This is a genomic window from Nocardia sp. NPDC101769, from assembly GCF_044766925.1.
Classification (GTDB): Bacteria; Actinomycetota; Actinomycetes; order Mycobacteriales; family Mycobacteriaceae; genus Nocardia.
Genome location: NZ_JBIWMX010000068.1, coordinates 1 through 17,286 on the forward strand (window position 1 = coordinate 1; position 17,286 = coordinate 17,286).

Consider the following 17,286-nt stretch of genomic DNA (forward strand, 5'->3'; position numbering starts at 1 on the left):
ACGCTGCTGCCCACACAAGGCCGGGACGCTGGCCAAGGCCATCCACGTCCTACAAGACCACGAGCTTCAGGCCGAACGAGGATGAAAAAGGCTCAGTGCCACGACACCCCTCCGGTTTCCTGGTCAGTTCCACGACCTTGAAACCGGACTGCATTACAACCTGAACCGTATCTACGATCCCGCTACAGGACGCTTCCTCACCCAAGATCCTCTCGGTCTGGCACCGGCGCCCAACCCCGGTGCGTATCCACACAATCCGACAGTTTGGACGGACCCGTTAGGGCTCGTCCCGGAGGGCTGTAACCAGAACGGTGATGACAAGCTCACCGGCAGCGGTCCCAAGCCAGGAGTCATCGAAGCGAGTGATCGGGTGAAATCCTTGGCCGCACTGAACAACTACCACCCTCCCCATGGCATGGAATTCGTATTCGACCCAGACAACGGATGGTTTGCGGTCGGCGACGTAGCAAAGTACGCCAGAGCAATGCATGGAAGCCCACATGAGCAGCTTGCCATTAGCATAGGTGCGGATCCCGGCAGAGTAGTCGGTGGCCTGTTCTGGAACAGCGCCGAGAAAGGAATGAGCACCAATGAGATGAGTGGGCACTTCTGGCAGAACTGGACCGATGATATCCGCCAGCAATTCCTGGATACGATGAGAGGTTACGGTTTCAATGTCGAGCACCATGCAGGGATGTGACACGCAGGGCGCGTGGTTTCCAGTCGTACGGTACCGATCCGGACTGTGGCTAGGAGTCGTCGGCACCGTGCTGTACGTCGGGACAGATCGCGAGCCGACCAAGCCAATCAACCTCGCAAACCCCGTCGGGCTACTGCCGCTATTGGAGCTGGATCCGGATCAGGTCATGTTGACGGTTGATCAGAAGGAACGCGAGCGTGGTTGGACACCCGGAATTATTTCCACCCTCATCTTACCGGCAGATTTGTTGCGAACTGCGGTCTCGATGCGGAGCGAGTATTGGACAGACCTTGCGCTCGGCTGGATTGCATCATTGCGTAGCATCGAACAAGCCTCGGAAACATTAACCGGGCTCGCGACTGCGAGCTGGGCAAGTCAAAATATCCGGCACCGCGCCCAAAAGCTGCTGAACCGGCGGTAGTCCATGCGGATGCTAGATTGAGCATCCTCGACCGGAATCGGCATCGGCAGATTGGCAAATTTCGCTGAACAATACTAATGCTGATGCGCAAAAGGATGTGCTCGATGGGGAAATTTGTTCCGGTCGGTGAGAATTTAGCTGGTTTGAGTGGGTTGCGAATCTGTTCGCTATTCGTCCTCGCATATTCGCAAGACAGTCTGGGGAGATACTTCTGGATGTGAACGCGGCGGGTGGGAATCGCTGTGGCAGTTAGCGTTCGTTACGCTGCAGCTTGTCGGTGAATGGGAGAGCTATCGTGACGAGGCGATCGGATTTGAGGCGAGGCTTCGGAAGTTCCTGCGCATTCCACGCCCCTCGACGCCGACGATCTCGGCTTCCGCCCGGTCGGCTAATGGGCCGACACTGTGCTTGAGGCTGCCCTGTCCAACCGTGAGATCCTTGGAACCCTGCTCGGGAACGTACCTGCCCGAGCCGAAGGGTGATGACCGCGTGTGGGTGGGCGCACCATTGCGAGTACACCGCTGCTGCGATCGGCCGATGTTCGCGATCTCCAACACGATCGCCTACAGCGGCGACCTCATGGTGTTCGGGACACCTACTCGCGCCGAATTCCCGGGCAAGAACACCTGGTTCGACATCCAGTCCGCGGTGGCGGATGGGAACTGGGTGCACGGCCGAGGGGGAGCAACTTCGGGAGCCGCTGGACTGGCTGGTCAGCGGAATGCGTGTGCCCGCCGGGCGATATTCGGGTGATCCGCCCGTTTCGTGAGGTCGTGCACGGCGTCAGATTCGCTGCGCACGTGATCGACGCGGTTCGGTGTGACGCAGCAAGCAGAAGCAACCACATTGCTTCGCGCCATATCCATCATGTGCTTGAGGGGTGCCACCCAATCGCTGCCGATCAGCAGCAGAGGTCCGCTCCCACCACAACCTATCGGGCTGGGTGTCTTGGTCCGGTGCCTGCCGGGGTCTCTGTCAGCGGGCTCCAGCCGATACCGCCCCGGCTTGCTGCGTCCGCCATCCGGTCGTAGGCGTCCAGGACGAGGCGGCGGGTGCGGTATTCGCTGAAGTCTCGTTCCTCGTTCTTGCGGACGACGAAGAAGGAGTCGAGGACATGTTCGGATTCTGCACGGGTGAGGCCGTAGACGTGGAGGAAGGCTGCGTCGAGGTCGGCCCGGAGGAGTGCGCGGCGTTCGGCATTCCAACGGAACGGTGCACCATGATCGCGTAGTTGAATCGCGTACGGCTTCAAACGCCAGGAGGTGTACGAAAGTTCAAGGATGTAAGGGCGAATCCATTGGGAGAGCGTGAATTGCGGTTGCCACGCTGCTGACTGCTCGAGGGTAGATGGCGTAGGACAAGCAAGTTGCTTTACCGTGAAGTATTTCATGGCGGCACCACTAATCTTTTGTCGAGCGACATAGTCAAATGCCATACTCGACCAAACGGCATGCAGCAGTGGGCCGGATGTGTGGTCTCGCGGAAACGCCAGTAGAAACTTGTCCCCTACTGCGCTAAGAGGCAGCACTGACGGCACGAAGGTGCGCGAGTCGCTGGCTCGGGCGATATCACGCCAGCCGAGCAGCCACCCTCGATCCCACTTATCTTCTAGATCGTCAGTTACTTCGGAGCGATTGACCCAGTATCGGGCCAGCGGTTCGGCGTTGGGGTCGTCGTGCTGGAACTCTGTCAATCTAGGGAGCGTCCCTTTGTTGAGTTGCGCTTGTGTCGCACCGGCATAGGTGGAGAAGCGATGGTCGAAGTGGCTGAGCATCTTGGCCTCGTAGAGCGGCACGCACTCTGTTCGATCGCGTTCGTATGACCAGCCGTTGAAGTATGTGTCTTGGAGGTCGCTGGGCTGATGAAAGAGCTCAGAATCATTGGCCATATCGAATAGGCGGTAAAAGCGGGAGGCGAGCCCCCATGGATCGCCGTCTGGGCCCTCGTCGCGAACAAGAACTGGATGTCGCCGATAAATTCCGAGCGTGATGTCGGCGTCGATGCGGCTCCGGAACATGGGTAGGGTGCCCGTGTTGGGATTTATCAGAAGAACCTCGCCTGATGTCAGCTCAAACCTCTGCAACGGCACATCGTTAATGTGGCGTACGACGAATGCGAATCTGGCGCGTGATACCCTGCGCCTCGCACCTGCAATTGCAGTAACTGCGAACCTTGGTCGATTATTTACATCTTGGAAGATTTTCGCTTCGTTCTCGAAGTCATAAAAGGCTATCAGCCGATTGGCCTGCAGTGTATCGGAGAAGAATGGTGCTGTGGTTTTATCGGTGGCGAGCCCGGTCGGCGTGATGAATCCCGCTGTTCCGGTCGGTCCAGAAATGGTTCGCATCGTTTCAGCGAAGACGCTGTATGTATTGACGTCGCCCTGTCCTGTGAGCGGATACCGCCCGCTCTTGAGCAATAGGTGTGCGGTGCCGTCGGATTGGCGCACGGCATCCCGGTATGTTTGGTGCAGCTCCGGGTCGGATTCAGCCAGTTCACCGATCATCTTCTTGCGGATCGCCGCCGTCTTGGCGGTTTCGATATCAGCTCGCCCGAGGTTGCCGAAGAACTCCTTGTCTTGAATCTTGACCCGTTCCCAGGGCGGGTTGCCAAGGACACAGGAGAACCCGCCCGTCCATCCCGTGTCGGGATCGGTTCCGCCGGAGTCAGGGACCGTGAATATTCCCGGGAACTCAAGATGCCAATGGAAGAAACGGTATTGGCGAGCCAGCGCGTTCGTCTGTGCGATAACCGTGTCGGGCACAGACGCCGGATCCTCAGCGAGTCGGCTCAGCGTGTCGTGGGTAATGCCCTGGCCGGAGCCCCTGGACTTGGGTTGGACGAATGCTGCGCACCAGGCGTCTGCGACGAGCTTGGCCGCGCGCATCTCCGGGTCGGATTCAAGAGCGCGCCAGGCGTCGGCGCGGGCGCGCATGCGGCGCAATGATCCGGCCTGTCCGGCGTCGGCTTCCCGCGCCCGTTTGGTGAACGTGGTGGTTTCGACGTCGAGAGTATCGGGTCCGAAGCTGAGAGACAGCTGGGCGGCATTGCCTTGGCGTTCGGATTTGTTGCGTGCCTTGAGCTTCTTGTTCCAGTCGGAGTCGTCGTCGCCCAGGGTTACGAAGGCCGCGTCGGGAATGTTGTCGCGCAGTAGTTTTGGCGTCGTCCCGAGCAGAGCATTGCCGACGCGGAAGTGAGCGTCGAGGAAGGGGAAGGGGCGTTCGGCATCGAAGGCCTCCAGCCACAGGGCGACCTTGGTGATCTCGATGGCGAGATCGTTCAAGTCGACGCCGTAGACGCAGTGCTCGATGACGTCGGCGGTGGCGGCGCGGAGGGCGGCGGGGTTGGGTTCGGTGTCGCCGGTGCGGATGGTGGCCACCGCCGACGCGATACGGCGGGCAGCAGCGACGACGAAATGTCCACTGCCGCAAGCCGGGTCGACGACTGTCAGGGCGAGAAGCGACTGTTCCGGATTGGCGGTGCGCAGTGCCTCGTCAATGAGCGGGTCGAGTGCTTCGTCGAGCACCAGATCAATGAGCGCGGAGGGTGTGTAGTACGAGCCGGATTTCTTGCGGTCGTTGCCCGCAGCGATATCGAGGGTGAAGGTGCGCGCGGCGTCGTCGTAGCGAGGGCTGTAGGCGAGCAAGCCCTCGTACATGCCGCCGAGTTCTTCGCTGTCGAGATTCCGGTAGTCCACGGGGCGGGGAGTACCGGTGGCCGGGTCGTCGATCTGGGCGAGGGCCCGAATCGCCGCCAGGAAAGCATGATTGGGTAGTTTCGCGCCGTCGAGGATGCTCAGCGTGTTGCGGGAGTAAAGTGTCGCGTCCAGGCCGCTGAGGCCGAGCGTCGGCAACCCGTCGCCGGCGAGGGCATCGGTGATGATCTGGTGGGCTTCCCACAGATCGGTGTGCCGCCCACCCGCCTGCGCTACGGCCATGCGGCGCAGGCGGGCCGTGGAGAAGTAGTCGGCGTAGAGCGCGCGGGCCTGGCTGTCGACGGCTGCAGTGTGGAGCAGGTCGCGGTCTTCGGCAACGAACAGCACGATGAGCCGGTAGGCGATCGTGAGCAGCGCGCGGTGTAGGTCGCGGTCAGCGTTCGGTGAGGCGGCGAGGGTTTCGCGCAATGCCGTGTTCGACTGGTGTGCAATGAATCCGGTGCCGAGTTTTTGCAGGGCTCGCGCGACGCCCTGTTGGAGGCTGAGCAGTGCGCGTGCGCCGTCGTCGATGGCGGTTGTGCGCCATTTCTCCAGCAAACACGTCTCGATGGAGAGCGGAGCGGGTTCGTCTGCGTCCTCATCCTCGTCGGCGGCCGGTGTGGATTCCTCTGCCTTGGGCTCGAATCGGCTGATGTGTGCGGTGAGGAACAGCAGTCGGAAATCGGCGTAGCGCTGGTTGCTGAAGATGTCGTCGAGATCGAATTCGACGTAGGACTGTTTGGACAATGTCGAGGCGTCGCGCAGCAGCCGCAAGGTGTGTCCATTGGACAGCAGCGCCCACAGCACCCGGGGCTCGCGATTTAGATAGTCCTGCACCATCGACTGCGGCGCACGGGCGGTGGTTCCGGCGGTCTTGGTGTCGAGGGCTATGCTGGCGCCAACGAGGTGAATCGGCGTCCACACCTCCGGGTTGGCTGGGTCAGGCCAGGACATGCGGTGTGAGACGGGGAAGTGTGGTGCGATGGTCTCGCCGAGGCCGGGTGCGACTTCGAGGCCACCCGTGATTGCTGCCGGCCGACCCCAGCCGAGTTCATACAGCAGTGGTAGTAGCCATTTCTCGCGCGTCACCTTGGTGGCCGGTTCGTCGTTCGACAGCCGGTCCAACGTGTTCCGCCATTCCCGGTGCGTGGCGAGCATGGCTTCCCAGGCGCGGGCGATTGCGGCATTGATGGTCATGCCGGGCGGCAGATTGTATGCGGCGACGCTCTGTTCAGGCATCCGCAGTTCTGCGGCGCGAGTGAGAGCTTCGCTGGGCAGGACTGTGCCGACAGTGCGAACGGCGCGGAACGCGGACAGCCCGCTCACGAGCCGCTCCTCTCGGGAAGATATACGTACACACCCAAAACATCCGGGGGAGGCAGCAATCGAACCTTTACTGTTCGGCTGCCCGCCTTGCGCGCGGAACGCACGCTTCGATGATCGTCGGCCACTGTCTGCGCGACCTTGATGCCGCAGTCGAGCAGCTCGTCTGCCACCGAGTCCAGCCGCCGCAGCGCGCGGTCGAGCTGGGTGCGCGCCAGCGCATCAGCCACGGTGCCCTTCGGCGGCAATGCCAGCACCGCGTCGACGGCGTTGTCGGACAGCCAGTTCATTTTGTCGCCCGAGGTTGTGAAGGCGAGGAATCGGGCCTCTTCGGCGATCTGGGTGATAGTGGTGCGTGAGCCAGGTAGTTCGAGTTCAAGCCGGAACCGCACCATGAGCAGCGTGGTCACCTTGTCGACACCGGTCGACCGCTGCACTCCGGCACGGCGGGTCGGACGCAGTTGCGGATCGAGGCCGGTGTCGAATGCCGAATCGAGAACATACCGTGCCAACGACTCCACCGCCGGATCGACGCGGGTCAGCACGTGGTGGCCGGGTGGCAGCGGGACCGAACGGTGAAAGTGCAGGCGATTATTCGCCGACGGCGGCAACTGGTCGCGCACTGCCGGGGGCACGGTGTCGATGCGTGCGGTGAAGCCATCCTCGGTATCGCTGAGTTGCGCCGAGAGCAGGCGCAGCGCGTCACGTACGAAGGTCTCAGCGTCGGCGGGACCGCCGAGGGAACGCTGCACTTCGTGCAGGGTCTCGGCCACAACATCGGGTTGTAGTCCGGCCTGACGGAATCGAGAGCGGGACACCTTCTCCCGTTCGGCGGCGTCGATCCAACGCACATCCACCGCTTCAGCGAGCGATTTCGATGTCGCGCTCCCGAAATCCAATGTGAGCTGGTCGGTTTCGGTGCCGCGCAGGAGCAGTGATTCCCAGATCGCCTTCATGATAGTGGTCGAGTCGACCGGAACTGGGACCGAGACACCGGTACTGCGGCGAATGTTCTCGTGGCGTCGGATCAGTACCTGCAATACGACACCGTCGATGCCGTTATCCTCGCCGTAGTAGGTGATGGTGCGCACGGTGTCTGCTCGCTGACCGAAGCGATCGACGCGGCCCTCGCGCTGTTCGTGGCGAGTCGGGTTCCACGCCAGGTCGTAGTGCACGACCGCGGTGAAACCGTCCTGCAGGTTGATGCCCTCGGAGAGGCAGTCTGTGGCGACCAGCAAGTGGGGGCCGTCGTGAGCGCTCAGGCTGGACACCCGGTCTTCGCGTTCTTCCGGTGGCAGTACGCCGGTGACCGCTTCCACGCGCAGGTCGGGGTATTCCTTGATCAGTTGGGTATGCAGCTGTTCGGCGAGGTATTCCGCGGTGGGAATGTAGCGGCAGAACACGATCGGGTGGTATCCGTCAGTGAGGAGCTTGCCCACCAGCGGTACCAGCCGCTTCAGCTTGGCGTCGCCTTTTACACCCTTTAAGGTCGCCGCCGCTGCAGCGAGTTCCCGCAGCCTGGCACGGGTGGTCCGATCGGGGCGCTCGGGATCGGTGGTGTCTGCACCCAGCGCAGTATCGTCGCCTTCGAAAGAGTCCTCCAGATCGCCGTCGAGAACCCTTGGGGCGGCTAGCGTGTCGGCGTCCTCGATCGAATCCGGCGTGGCGAGCGCGGAACGATTCAGCAGCGTCTGCTCCGCCGCCGCTGGACTCGACGCGAGGGAGCGCAGCAGGGCGATGGCCGACCACCATCGCACTCGCTGGTGCACGGTGTCGAGTTTCGTATCGGCGACCTGCTCGCGCGCGAAGGCCATCACGTCATCGAACAGCGCCCGGTAGGCGGGGGTGAGGGTGTAGCTGTCCTCGGCGGACTCGCGCTTCGGAAACGGGGTGTCCTCGTATAGGTACTCGCGAATGTCGGCGCGCCGGCGTTGAATCATGAACTTCGCCAACAGTTTCCGATCATCCTCACGCTCCCGGCCGGACAGGTCGGCTGGTAGTTCGGCGAGCTGGGGATCGAGCAGTCCGATTAGCGACTGCCATGCGCCGTCGTCACCGCTGTGCGGGGTCGCCGATAGCAGCAGCAGATGCCGATCCGGATCGTCGGCGATCTTGCGCAGCAGCGTGTACCGCATGTGCGCCTGGGTGTTTCCGGAGCTTGTAGCGGCGACACTGGTGTGCGCCTCATCAACGATCACCAATTCTGGGCAGTGCAAGGCGAATTCGTCGCGGCGACTGCGTTGCTTGATGAAGTCGGTGGAGATCACCAGGTATGGATAGTGTTCGTAGACGTTCGACCCCCACGGCACTTTGAGCCGATTGACGGTGGAGGGCAGCAGCAGCCGTGCGTCGATGCCGAATTTGGCACGCAATTCGGACTGCCACTGGGGGGCGAGCTGAGGCGAACAGAGCACCGCGAGTCGCTGGGCATCGCCTGTTGCCAGGAGCTCGGCGGCGATTAATCCGGCCTCGACGGTTTTGCCGACACCTACGCCATCGGCGATGAGCAAGCGGGTGGTGTCCTGTGCGGTCGCCATCATCAATGGAACCAGTTGGTAGTTGCGGGGTGTGACAGCCAGATTCGCGAAAGATCGGAACGGACCGCCGGTGGCGCGGAATGACAGCCGCAGGGCATCACGCAACAGTCGCGCGCGGGTGGCGTCACCGCGGTCGTCGACGGCTGGGTTGTCGAACACCGCTGGAACGGGTGTATCGATTTCCGGCAGCAGGACTGTGGTTTCGTCCTCTCGACCACCGAGTGGACGTGCGAGTACTAGGCCGTCAGGAGCTCCGGGCAGCACCAGCCAATCCCGTCCGCGTGCCCGGACCAGCGTGCCCGCTGGGAAATCGAGCGTGGTCATGCGCCGACCCGGCCAGTGCCGAAGACATCGGGGTTGTCCTTGATGATCTGCAGCCAGCAGTCATCGTCATCGGAATAGTTGAACCGCAACACCATCCAGCCAGCCTCATCCTCGAGTCTTACACGGGCCTGTTCATCCTTCTCTGCTTGGTACGGAGAGTCGTGCACCGGCCCATCGATGAAGACGGCCACGTCCATGCCATTGACGCGGTATGCGAGGTCAGGCCGAACATAGTAGCCGTCGACGACCTCCTGGGCCGTATCCGGTAGCCGGTAGCTGTGCTCCTCGAGTAGGTCCAGGAGCCGTCGCTCAAGTGAATTGCTCTGCGCGGCCAAGCGATTGAACTGGGCTGGGCGGTCCTCGCCGCCCGCACCGAGATCGACGGTGGCGCGGGTCAACTGACGCAGTAATCCAACGGCGTTGTGCCGGTCTAGCAGCTGATGATCCCACTGATTGCTGTAGGACAGTAGACAGTCGTAGCAGGCTTGGGCACAGTCCTCGACGGCATGTTCGGCGCGGTGGCGGTCAGCACCGGTATCCGGATCAAAATGTATGAGCGCCAACGCTTTTCGGGCCACCACACGAATCTGCTCTGCCTCCGTGGCGAGTCGGCGTAGCACACCGGCCCCGCCCTCGGCGGCTTCGAAGAACAGTAGCCGCGACCACGCGTGTTCCCCGCTCCCGCCGGGCAGCGGCTCGACTGCGAGTTCGTGGCTCTCTAGCTGGAATACCGCCTCGATGGCGCGCTTGAGCGCATACATGACCGCCATCCGGACCTCTTGCGGAATAGCGGGGTCCAGGTGCAGGGTCAGCGCATTGCGATGGTCCTCGACGTACGGCACGACCCGCTGAATGCGCGGTACTTCGCCGTAAGTGTTCTTGTCCAGGTCTGCTTCCCTGGCCCACCGGCCCTCTTGCGTATCGAGCAGATGGCCTTTCACGTCCTTGTCCTTGCGGCGGCGCAAACCGACGTTCATGCGCCGGATCAATGCGGTGTCGCCGTAGGTCATCGTGCCCAGCGGGTCATCGTCCACCAACACGGTGCTGGTGAGTTGTCCGGCGCGCTCACCGTGCGGGACGAACCGGAGTGTGGTGACGATTTCATGACCGGCGCGCTGACGCTCGTCCTCATCCGCACTGATGCGATCACGGCGGCGGGTCTTGACCGAGATCAATCGCATCATCCTGCTGAGTGTCTCGAGCGACTGTGAATGACAGTGGTCGCATTCCTCGACACCAGTCGGGCCGTTGCCCTCATGCAGATAGCCACACAGATTGCAGCGTTTGATCTCGGTGATGTTCACGCCGGTACCGTCTTCCCGGGCAGGCAGGCTTACCCGGTCGACCTCGTAACGAGCTCCCTCGTGATAGATGAACGCGCCGGGGCCGAATTCGCTGATCGCCAGGAATCGCGGGCGCTGAACATAGTCGCCCTGACCGTGTTTGGTGCGCCGTTCCGCCGGTATGAGCGCGGCCAGGGGCAGTCGTGGGAATGAGTAACCGGGCAGGAAGCCTTCTGATGCAAAGTACCGGTAGGGGTAGAAGTCACCCTGATTGATGTCGTCGACCTGTCCACGCAGAAGATCCAAAGCGGCCCGGGCCTCCGAGATCCGGCCTCGCGCTTGCCGTTTGGCTGGCTCGGATGCGCCGATGTTTTTGAGGGTCTCGTTGGCCGCATCCAGATCCACCTGCGCTTCGCGATAGAGGTCCCGCCAACGGTCGGCTGCCAAGTGAAAGCGGCGGGCCGCATTGTCGACGGTGTCGGTCACCCAAGTGTCGGTCCACCACGGTGCCGACGTGACTTCCTCGGTTGCCTCCAGTACCCGTGCGATCTCCTGCGCCGCATGGGCACGGTTGGCCGGAGACTCAACCGCCGCGCGGACATCCGGCCGCAACGGCTGGCCGGGTTCGTCGATGTCGAGCAAGTCCACCATGCTGGCCTTGAGGTCGAGATCGCACACGACGAGCCAGATGGAGTGCGCGTGCGCTCGCACGAGATCCTGATTGCCGAGCTCGAGTCGTGGTGGTGCGACGGCTCCCGCGACCATGTCCTGGCTGCGGCCGAAATAGTAAGCGTCGTGGGCGTTTCCGGTGGCACAGTAGGTGACCACGACGGCAGGCTGACCGGATCGGCCTGCCCGACCGGAACGCTGGGCATAGTTCGCCGGAGTCGGCGGTACATTGCGCATCCCGACGACGTTGAGGCTCTTGATGTCGACGCCGAGTTCCATTGTGGGGGAGCAGTACAGCACAGGCAGCTTCGCCGTACCGAACAGTCCTTCGCGCTTCAGCCGCGTCTTTGGGTCGACCTGGGCGGTGTGCTCGCGCGCCTCCAACCCGACCAGTCGTGCAGCGGTCTCGGCATAGAACTGCTTGAAGAAGGGATTGACGCGGCCTTCGGTTTGGTTGCCTCGGATCGGGTCCGGCGCGCGGAATTCTCCTGTGCCCGCGCGCCATTCGATAATCCCGGCGTGTATCCGGTATCCGGTGCGGCGGTTATGCTCGGAGATCTTGGCGAGCAGACCGTCACCGGCCATCACCCTCAACAGTGACTCGATCACCGCGGTGGCGTCCGCGGGCTTGATCTGATGGTCGTGGTGCGGAAAACGGTCCGGGCGGCGTAACCACCGGCCGTAAGCGCTGAGGCCGGATAGGTAGCGATCGGCACCGGAACCGGCTTCGCCCTTCGGCTGGCTGCCCGGGTATGCGGTGCCTGCGTACACGCCGGTGTCATCGGATAGTGCCCAGGGCGCTTTCAGCCAGTCTTGGCTGGCTCGTTTGACGCTGTCGTACTTCTCTTCGGTGAGGAACTCCGACTCGATACACAGATATCGCCGCAACTCGTCGAGCAGGACGTGCATGAGTTGAAGGCGGACAGCAGGTTCGGCGCTGGCGAGCGGCTCACCCAAGGGTGCCCATTTCGGCTCGTCGTGCGCGAGCTCGTCGAGCCCCAGGTATGTCAGCCGTAGTTGCCCGGTTTGCTCCAGGTTCGGCATGGTGACGCGCCAGCCGCGCTTCAGGTCAGCCCACATCCTGTAGGCGACCACATCGCGCAGGGCCCGGGTGATCTTTGTACGGGGTACCCGCTCATGAGCTGTGTCCGGATCTTTGGCGAAGTCCGATAGATCACCGCCGAGCGCTGCTACGACTCGAGGACCCAGGGTCTCGTCTCCGAGCGGCTCGTCGGGATCACTCCGCTGTTGTTCGAGGGCAGCACGATACAGCGCGGATCGCACCAAACCGACGAGGACGAAGTCGTTGAAATGCCCCGCTTGCAGGCTGGCGTCCTGGCGATTGTCCGAGAATACCAAGAACTTTCGCGCCTCGGCATCGAGGTCGGATTCCGATCGCAGCTTGCGTACCACTGCTTGCGACAAGACTGTCACCGCGCTCGCCCGTCCTTCGGTACCGAGGCTGGCGACCCTCGAAAACTCCGATTGCCGGGCGCTTTCGTAGCTGGTCTTACATGTTGGGCAGAAGTGCAACGTCTCGAAGTACGCGACGGACACACCGTCATCGACGATCGTGCCGAACGAATCGACCCGATAGGACTCGGGCAAGCGGTTGCGCCTGCCCTTGTCAAGCACGCGAGAGCCACCCGACTCGATGACCCAGTCCTCCGGCACCAGATCTCGGACGGCTGGATCGGTCGCAGCAGGCCAAGGCTGATCGGTGATCAGCAGCAGGCCGGTCGATTCCACCTGTTCACCATGTGCGCCATTGAGCACGCGAGGACTGAAAGATTCTGTGCGCCTGTCGAAATTGACGACCAAATATTCCTGACCACACTCCCGGCAGAACGCGAGTGGAAACAGCGGCTGTCCCTTCGCGCCGACCGGCGAGCTGCGCTGGTACTTCGTCGTCAGATAGCGGTCGCCAGGGAGCGCCAGAGTGGCGTACACGGTGTCGCCCTTGCCGATGAACTGGTGCAGCTTGAACGCGAAGAGCGGGCGGCTCGCACCATCGCGTGCGTACGATCCAGCCAGGAGGACCTCGCGGAGCTTCGCCTCGCACTCTACCGCGTCGATACCGGTCAGTTCGGCCAGTTCTGAAGCGGCGTCGGACAACCGAGTGGGTACCTGCCGGGCAAGCTGTCCCTCGTCATCCTCTCGCAGCCCGAATTTCTGTTCGACCCATATCGCAAGAGGGTCGCGAGATAGCTCGTTCCAGGTCGAAGGTGTCGGTGATTGCAAGCGGGCGATCATTGCGGTAGAAGCGGCCTCGCCAGAGGTCGCGCGTCGCAAAGACTCTCCGATGATGTTCCCTTCCGGGATCCGGGTTCCGAAGATCCGCGTGGCCAGGTCAGCGACTTCCCGGCGTTGTTCGGCTTTCGTGCCTGGGCCGGCGAGGGTGGCGCTGGTGCCGACACACTGCAACTGCTTCGCGCGTACCGCGCCACGGAGACGGCGGATCAGCATCGCCACGTCGGCACCCTGCCTGCCGCGATAGGTGTGCAGCTCGTCAAGGACCAGGAAGGCCAGATCAGCTGCGCTGGCGATCAGCGCAGCGCGTTCCCGGGGCCGGGTCAGCATCAGCTCGAGCATGACGTAGTTCGTCAGCAGAATGTCGGGTGGATTCCTCAAGATCTGGTCGCGCTCGGCCGAGTCTTCTTGACCGGTATAGCGTTTGAAGGTGACGGTTGGATTTGCAGTGCCGAGAAACTTTTCGAGCTCCCCGCGCTGGCTGTTGGCCAGCGCGTTCATCGGGTAGACCACGATTGCGCGGACCCCGCGGCCGGAACCTTCGCGCAGCACCCGGTCGACGATCGGCACGATGTAGGACATCGATTTACCCGAGCCGGTGCCGGTGGTCAGTACGTAGGACTCGCCCCGGTTGGCTACCTCGAACGCGTCCCGCTGATGTTGATGAAACGAGATCTCCCGGCCGAAGCTGTCTGTTTCGGTGCGGACTCGGAAGATCTCTCGCGTTGCCGGATGTAGCAGCCCTCGGTCGACCAGATCGGTGACGCTGCCGCCAGACTCGAACGCCGGGTTCAAAGCGAGCCAGGGCTCCGGCCACAGCAGACCGTTATCGATCTCCTGCTCGACCTTCTTGCGTACATCTGGATCCCTGATGTTCAGGAACCCTGACACGAACTCCTGGTAGTCGGTGAGAACCCCGTCCAGCACACCGAACGCATCCACATCGCACCCCTTACCCAACCCGAACGGCCATGTCACCTCGTTGCACCCGGTGCCGATGTACCCCGAGAGCGTCTCCAAGATCGTAGGCAGACCGCCCGACATCCTTCGTCTGAACCAGGTTGTTTAGGCACGATTGCGCATAGATCGGGAGTCGACCACCCGACTACCTCGTTGTCCGACCAGCTTGCTTCTGCCGGCCCCGATCTGCTGCGTCACCTGCTGTCGATGTTCTTGCAAACCTTGATGAGCGCCGAGTCCGACGCGGCCTGCGGCGTCGGCTACGGCCAATGCAGCGACGAGCGGGTCAACCACCGCAACGGTTACCGCCACGGCGACTTCGACACTGCAACGGCAATACGGGTGATCGGCGGTGGTGCCGTGTGGGCATAATGCCCGCCAGAAGACATCGACGCCTACCCGCCAAATCTGCCGCCTTTCACAACTAGCACGATGCGGCCGCGGCCGCTGATTCGCCAGCGGCCGCGGGGGGCGGCTGGGGATGATCAGGCCGCGGGATCCGAGTCGGGAGTAGCTCTTCTGTCGGCAGTGCCTGAGCTGCGGTAAAAGGTTGGGTCTGTGGTGGTCGGGTGCGGCTTATCGTCGGAGGGGGGTTCGGAGGCGGCGATGGGCTCGTGGTTGGAGAAGCTGGGTCGGCGGGAAGCTGTTGCCCAGCAGCGGGTGCAGGAGTTGCGTGAGCGGATCGCGGAGCTGACTGAGCAGCTGGGGACCGAGGAGCGGTTGTTTTCTCGGTTGCAGGTCACTCGGGAAACGATGATCGAGATCGTCGGGGCGGCAAATGATCTCGACGTGCCCGTGGGTTCGGGCGGGGCTGGTGTGGATTCGCCGCTGCCCGAACCGGGGTCCGGTAATGGGTCACCGATCGGGGTGATGCTGGTGCCGCTACGTGGACCGGAGACGAAGGTGTCGGTCCTGCCGGAGGACTACCAGGATGTCCTCGACGTGCTCGTCGATGCCGGGCGGTCAAGAACGCGGACCTTGGGTAGCAGAAGTCCAGAATCTGTCCTTACAGATGTCCGCCGAATCTACGTCCCTTGACTGCAAGTGTGATCCGGCCGCGGGTGCTGATTCGCCAGCGGCCGCGAGGGCGGCTCGGGAGGACCAGGCCGCGGGATTCGAGTTGGGCGAGGGCGTTTCGGGCTCGCCAGCTCGTCAGGGTTGAGGTCTGTTGGATCTGTGCGGCGGTCAGCGTGTTATCGGGGTGGAGTGCGGCCAGGACGGCCACCTCGGCCGGGGTCATTGTTCGATCACCTTCGGCTTTCGGGATCGGTGCCTTCCGGCCGGGTGACCGCTTCGATTAGGGACATCGAGATGTCCGCCTCCGATGAGTGGGAGTCGAAGGGAGCTCGGGCTTCCCGAGTGGTTGTCCGAGTAGAAGCCCCAGCAGGACCAGACGATGACGGCGGTGCAGAGAGTCAGGATCGACAGGAGCGCCCATGCGTCCCAAGGCATTACGGCATCCTCTCGGGGAGCGGAACATGTTGGAAGAGTTCGTTATTCGAGCTAATCGGGCTTGTTCTTCAACGAATCTCAGTAGACACGGGGCGTGATGGTGTTGGAAGATTTCAGTGCCGCGGTTTCCAGGGCACTTCTCAAACTTCCAAATCTCAGGAAGAAGCCATTCCAAAACGACGCCGAGCAGATAGTGAGGCTAACGGAATGACCGGTTCGACCGTTCCGCGCAGGATGCTGGGTCGCCAGTTGCGCCACCTGCGTGAGAAGGCAGGGGTTGGGATGACCCAGGCGTGCAAGGCTATTGAGGTTTCGCCGCAGACTATGTGGCGGATGGAGGGTGGGCAGTCGGTCAAGCTGAAGGTGGTCTACATCGAGGCGTTGTGCAGGCTATACGGGGCGTCGGATGACGATACGGCGACTCTGCTGGGGCTGATCGAGGAAGCACAGCGCACCGGCTGGTGGCACTCGTACGGGGATTGTGTACCAGTGCATTTCGATCTGTACCTCGGGCTGGAGGAGGCCGCCAAACGGCTCACCACGTGGCAGGTCACACTGCTGCCGGGATTGCTCCAGACTCCTGAGTATCGCCGCGCCATGATCTGGACGGTGTTTCCGGGGATGCCCACTGCTGCGGTGGAGCAGCGGGTGGAGATGACCGTGAAGCGGCAAGGGCGGTTGCGTGAAGCCGACTTCGTGGCCACGGCTCTGCTTTCAGAGGCTGTCCTGCACCATCAGGTCGGAGGTCCAGGGGTGATGGCTGATCAGCTGAGTCATCTTGTGGCGCTTGGGAAGTCTCCGAACGTTTCGATACGCGTTGTACCGCAACGGGTCGGCTCGCATCTGGGGTTGCAGACTGGACCGTTCGTCTTGCTGGAGTTCCCAGCGCGGACATCTCCTGACCTGCGTACCAAATGGGTCGAGCCGCCAGTCGTCTACGTCGAGGGCTACACCGGCGCTCTCTACCTGGAGAAGGACAGCGAGATCGACAGTTATCGGAGTGCTCTTGTGGAAATCAAACGGCATGCGTTGGATGAACAGGACACACGAGACATGCTGGCGCAGAGAGCGAAGGAGTACATCGGATGAGTACCCGATCCAGTGCGGTCTGGTTCAAGAGCAGCCGTTCGGCACAACAAGACGCGTGTATCGAGGTTGCCCACTTCGCGGATCAGACAGGTGTCCGTGATTCGAAGCATCCAGGCGGGCCTGAACTGATGTTCCCGGCAGCGGAGTGGGGTGTCTTCAACGACGCCGTGAAGGCCGGACGGTTCGATCGGCGTTAGGTCGCAGGTTGGGATTGAGTCGGGTTTGTACCTGCAGATTCATCCGCAAGCACGCAACGCCGACTCGATGAACTTCGGTTCGAAAATGCACATCCTGACCCCAAACCTGATGCGCAAGAGCGAGCTTGCCGTTGAGGTTCGCTACCAGCGCTCCCTCGTGCACGGGGGATCGGCTGCCCTCCGCCAGCACCTTGGCGTATCGGACTGAATCGACGATGACGGACTTGATCCGTTCATGGTTCAGGTACGTCTGAAGGTCGGCTTCCCAGTTGCCTGTTGACGCCTCGGGCGAGAGCAATGATCAGGACCTGTGGATGACGGGAAGGACGCACCTTCCCGGATGATCTATCAGTCCGAAGTCTTGATCATGCCGGCGCGCCAACGCCG

The 17,286-nt window shown here is 62.3% G+C and carries 10 protein-coding genes and 1 pseudogene; 8 read left to right on the plus strand and 3 right to left on the minus strand.

All coding sequences use genetic code 11. The annotated features are described in order from the left end of the window. The first annotated feature begins 148 nt into the window (after positions 1-148). From ACIRRA_RS43910 to ACIRRA_RS43920, 3 genes are all read left to right on the plus strand, one after another. Positions 149-700, plus strand: a complete 552-nt coding sequence (locus tag ACIRRA_RS43910; RefSeq protein WP_402781424.1) for a polymorphic toxin type 43 domain-containing protein — start codon at positions 149-151, stop codon at positions 698-700. 67 nt (positions 701-767) lie between these two features. After that, positions 768-1,121, plus strand: a complete 354-nt coding sequence (locus ACIRRA_RS43915; RefSeq protein WP_402781398.1) for a hypothetical protein — start codon at positions 768-770, stop codon at positions 1,119-1,121. A 537-nt stretch (positions 1,122-1,658) separates the two neighbouring features. Further along, positions 1,659-1,874, plus strand: coding sequence for a hypothetical protein (locus ACIRRA_RS43920; protein WP_402781400.1), 216 nt, complete (start codon positions 1,659-1,661; stop codon positions 1,872-1,874). Between the two features lie 178 nt (positions 1,875-2,052). Here ACIRRA_RS43920 and ACIRRA_RS43925 read toward each other — a convergent pair whose 3' ends face one another. The 3 genes from ACIRRA_RS43925 to ACIRRA_RS43935 are packed head-to-tail and all read right to left on the minus strand — an operon-like array spanning position 2,053 to position 14,143. Next, on the minus strand, positions 2,053-6,141 hold the full coding sequence (locus tag ACIRRA_RS43925) for an Eco57I restriction-modification methylase domain-containing protein (RefSeq protein WP_402781403.1): 4,089 nt from the start codon (positions 6,139-6,141) through the stop codon (positions 2,053-2,055). Then, on the minus strand, positions 6,138-8,999 hold the full coding sequence (locus ACIRRA_RS43930) for a helicase-related protein (protein ID WP_402781406.1): 2,862 nt from the start codon (positions 8,997-8,999) through the stop codon (positions 6,138-6,140). The genes ACIRRA_RS43925 and ACIRRA_RS43930 overlap by 4 nt, the downstream gene beginning before the upstream one ends. Further along, positions 8,996-14,143: a DEAD/DEAH box helicase gene (locus tag ACIRRA_RS43935; RefSeq protein ID WP_402781409.1), complete on the minus strand. Its 5,148-nt coding sequence runs from the start codon at positions 14,141-14,143 to the stop codon at positions 8,996-8,998. Before ACIRRA_RS43935 ends, ACIRRA_RS43930 begins: the two co-directional genes overlap by 4 nt. A 171-nt stretch (positions 14,144-14,314) precedes the next feature. Here ACIRRA_RS43935 and ACIRRA_RS43940 point away from each other — a divergent pair. The 5 genes and pseudogenes from ACIRRA_RS43940 to ACIRRA_RS43960 form a co-directional block, all read left to right on the plus strand. Then, positions 14,315-14,488: pseudogene (locus tag ACIRRA_RS43940) on the plus strand (transposase); the annotation flags it as partial. A gap of 279 nt (positions 14,489-14,767) precedes the next feature. After that, complete coding sequence (locus ACIRRA_RS43945; protein WP_402781412.1) at positions 14,768-15,199, plus strand: hypothetical protein; 432 nt, start codon at positions 14,768-14,770, stop codon at positions 15,197-15,199. A gap of 621 nt (positions 15,200-15,820) precedes the next feature. Next, the gene (locus ACIRRA_RS43950) at positions 15,821-16,702 is read left to right on the plus strand and encodes a helix-turn-helix domain-containing protein (RefSeq protein WP_402781415.1); all 882 of its coding nucleotides are present in this window, start codon (positions 15,821-15,823) and stop codon (positions 16,700-16,702) included. Further along, a complete protein-coding gene (locus ACIRRA_RS43955) occupies positions 16,699-16,899 on the plus strand; it encodes a DUF397 domain-containing protein (RefSeq protein WP_402781418.1) in 201 nt (66 codons plus the stop codon). The genes ACIRRA_RS43950 and ACIRRA_RS43955 overlap by 4 nt, the downstream gene beginning before the upstream one ends. 25 nt (positions 16,900-16,924) lie before the next feature. Beyond that, the gene (locus ACIRRA_RS43960; protein ID WP_402781421.1) at positions 16,925-17,107 is read left to right on the plus strand and encodes a hypothetical protein; all 183 of its coding nucleotides are present in this window, start codon (positions 16,925-16,927) and stop codon (positions 17,105-17,107) included. Positions 17,108-17,286: the final 179 nt, after the last annotated feature.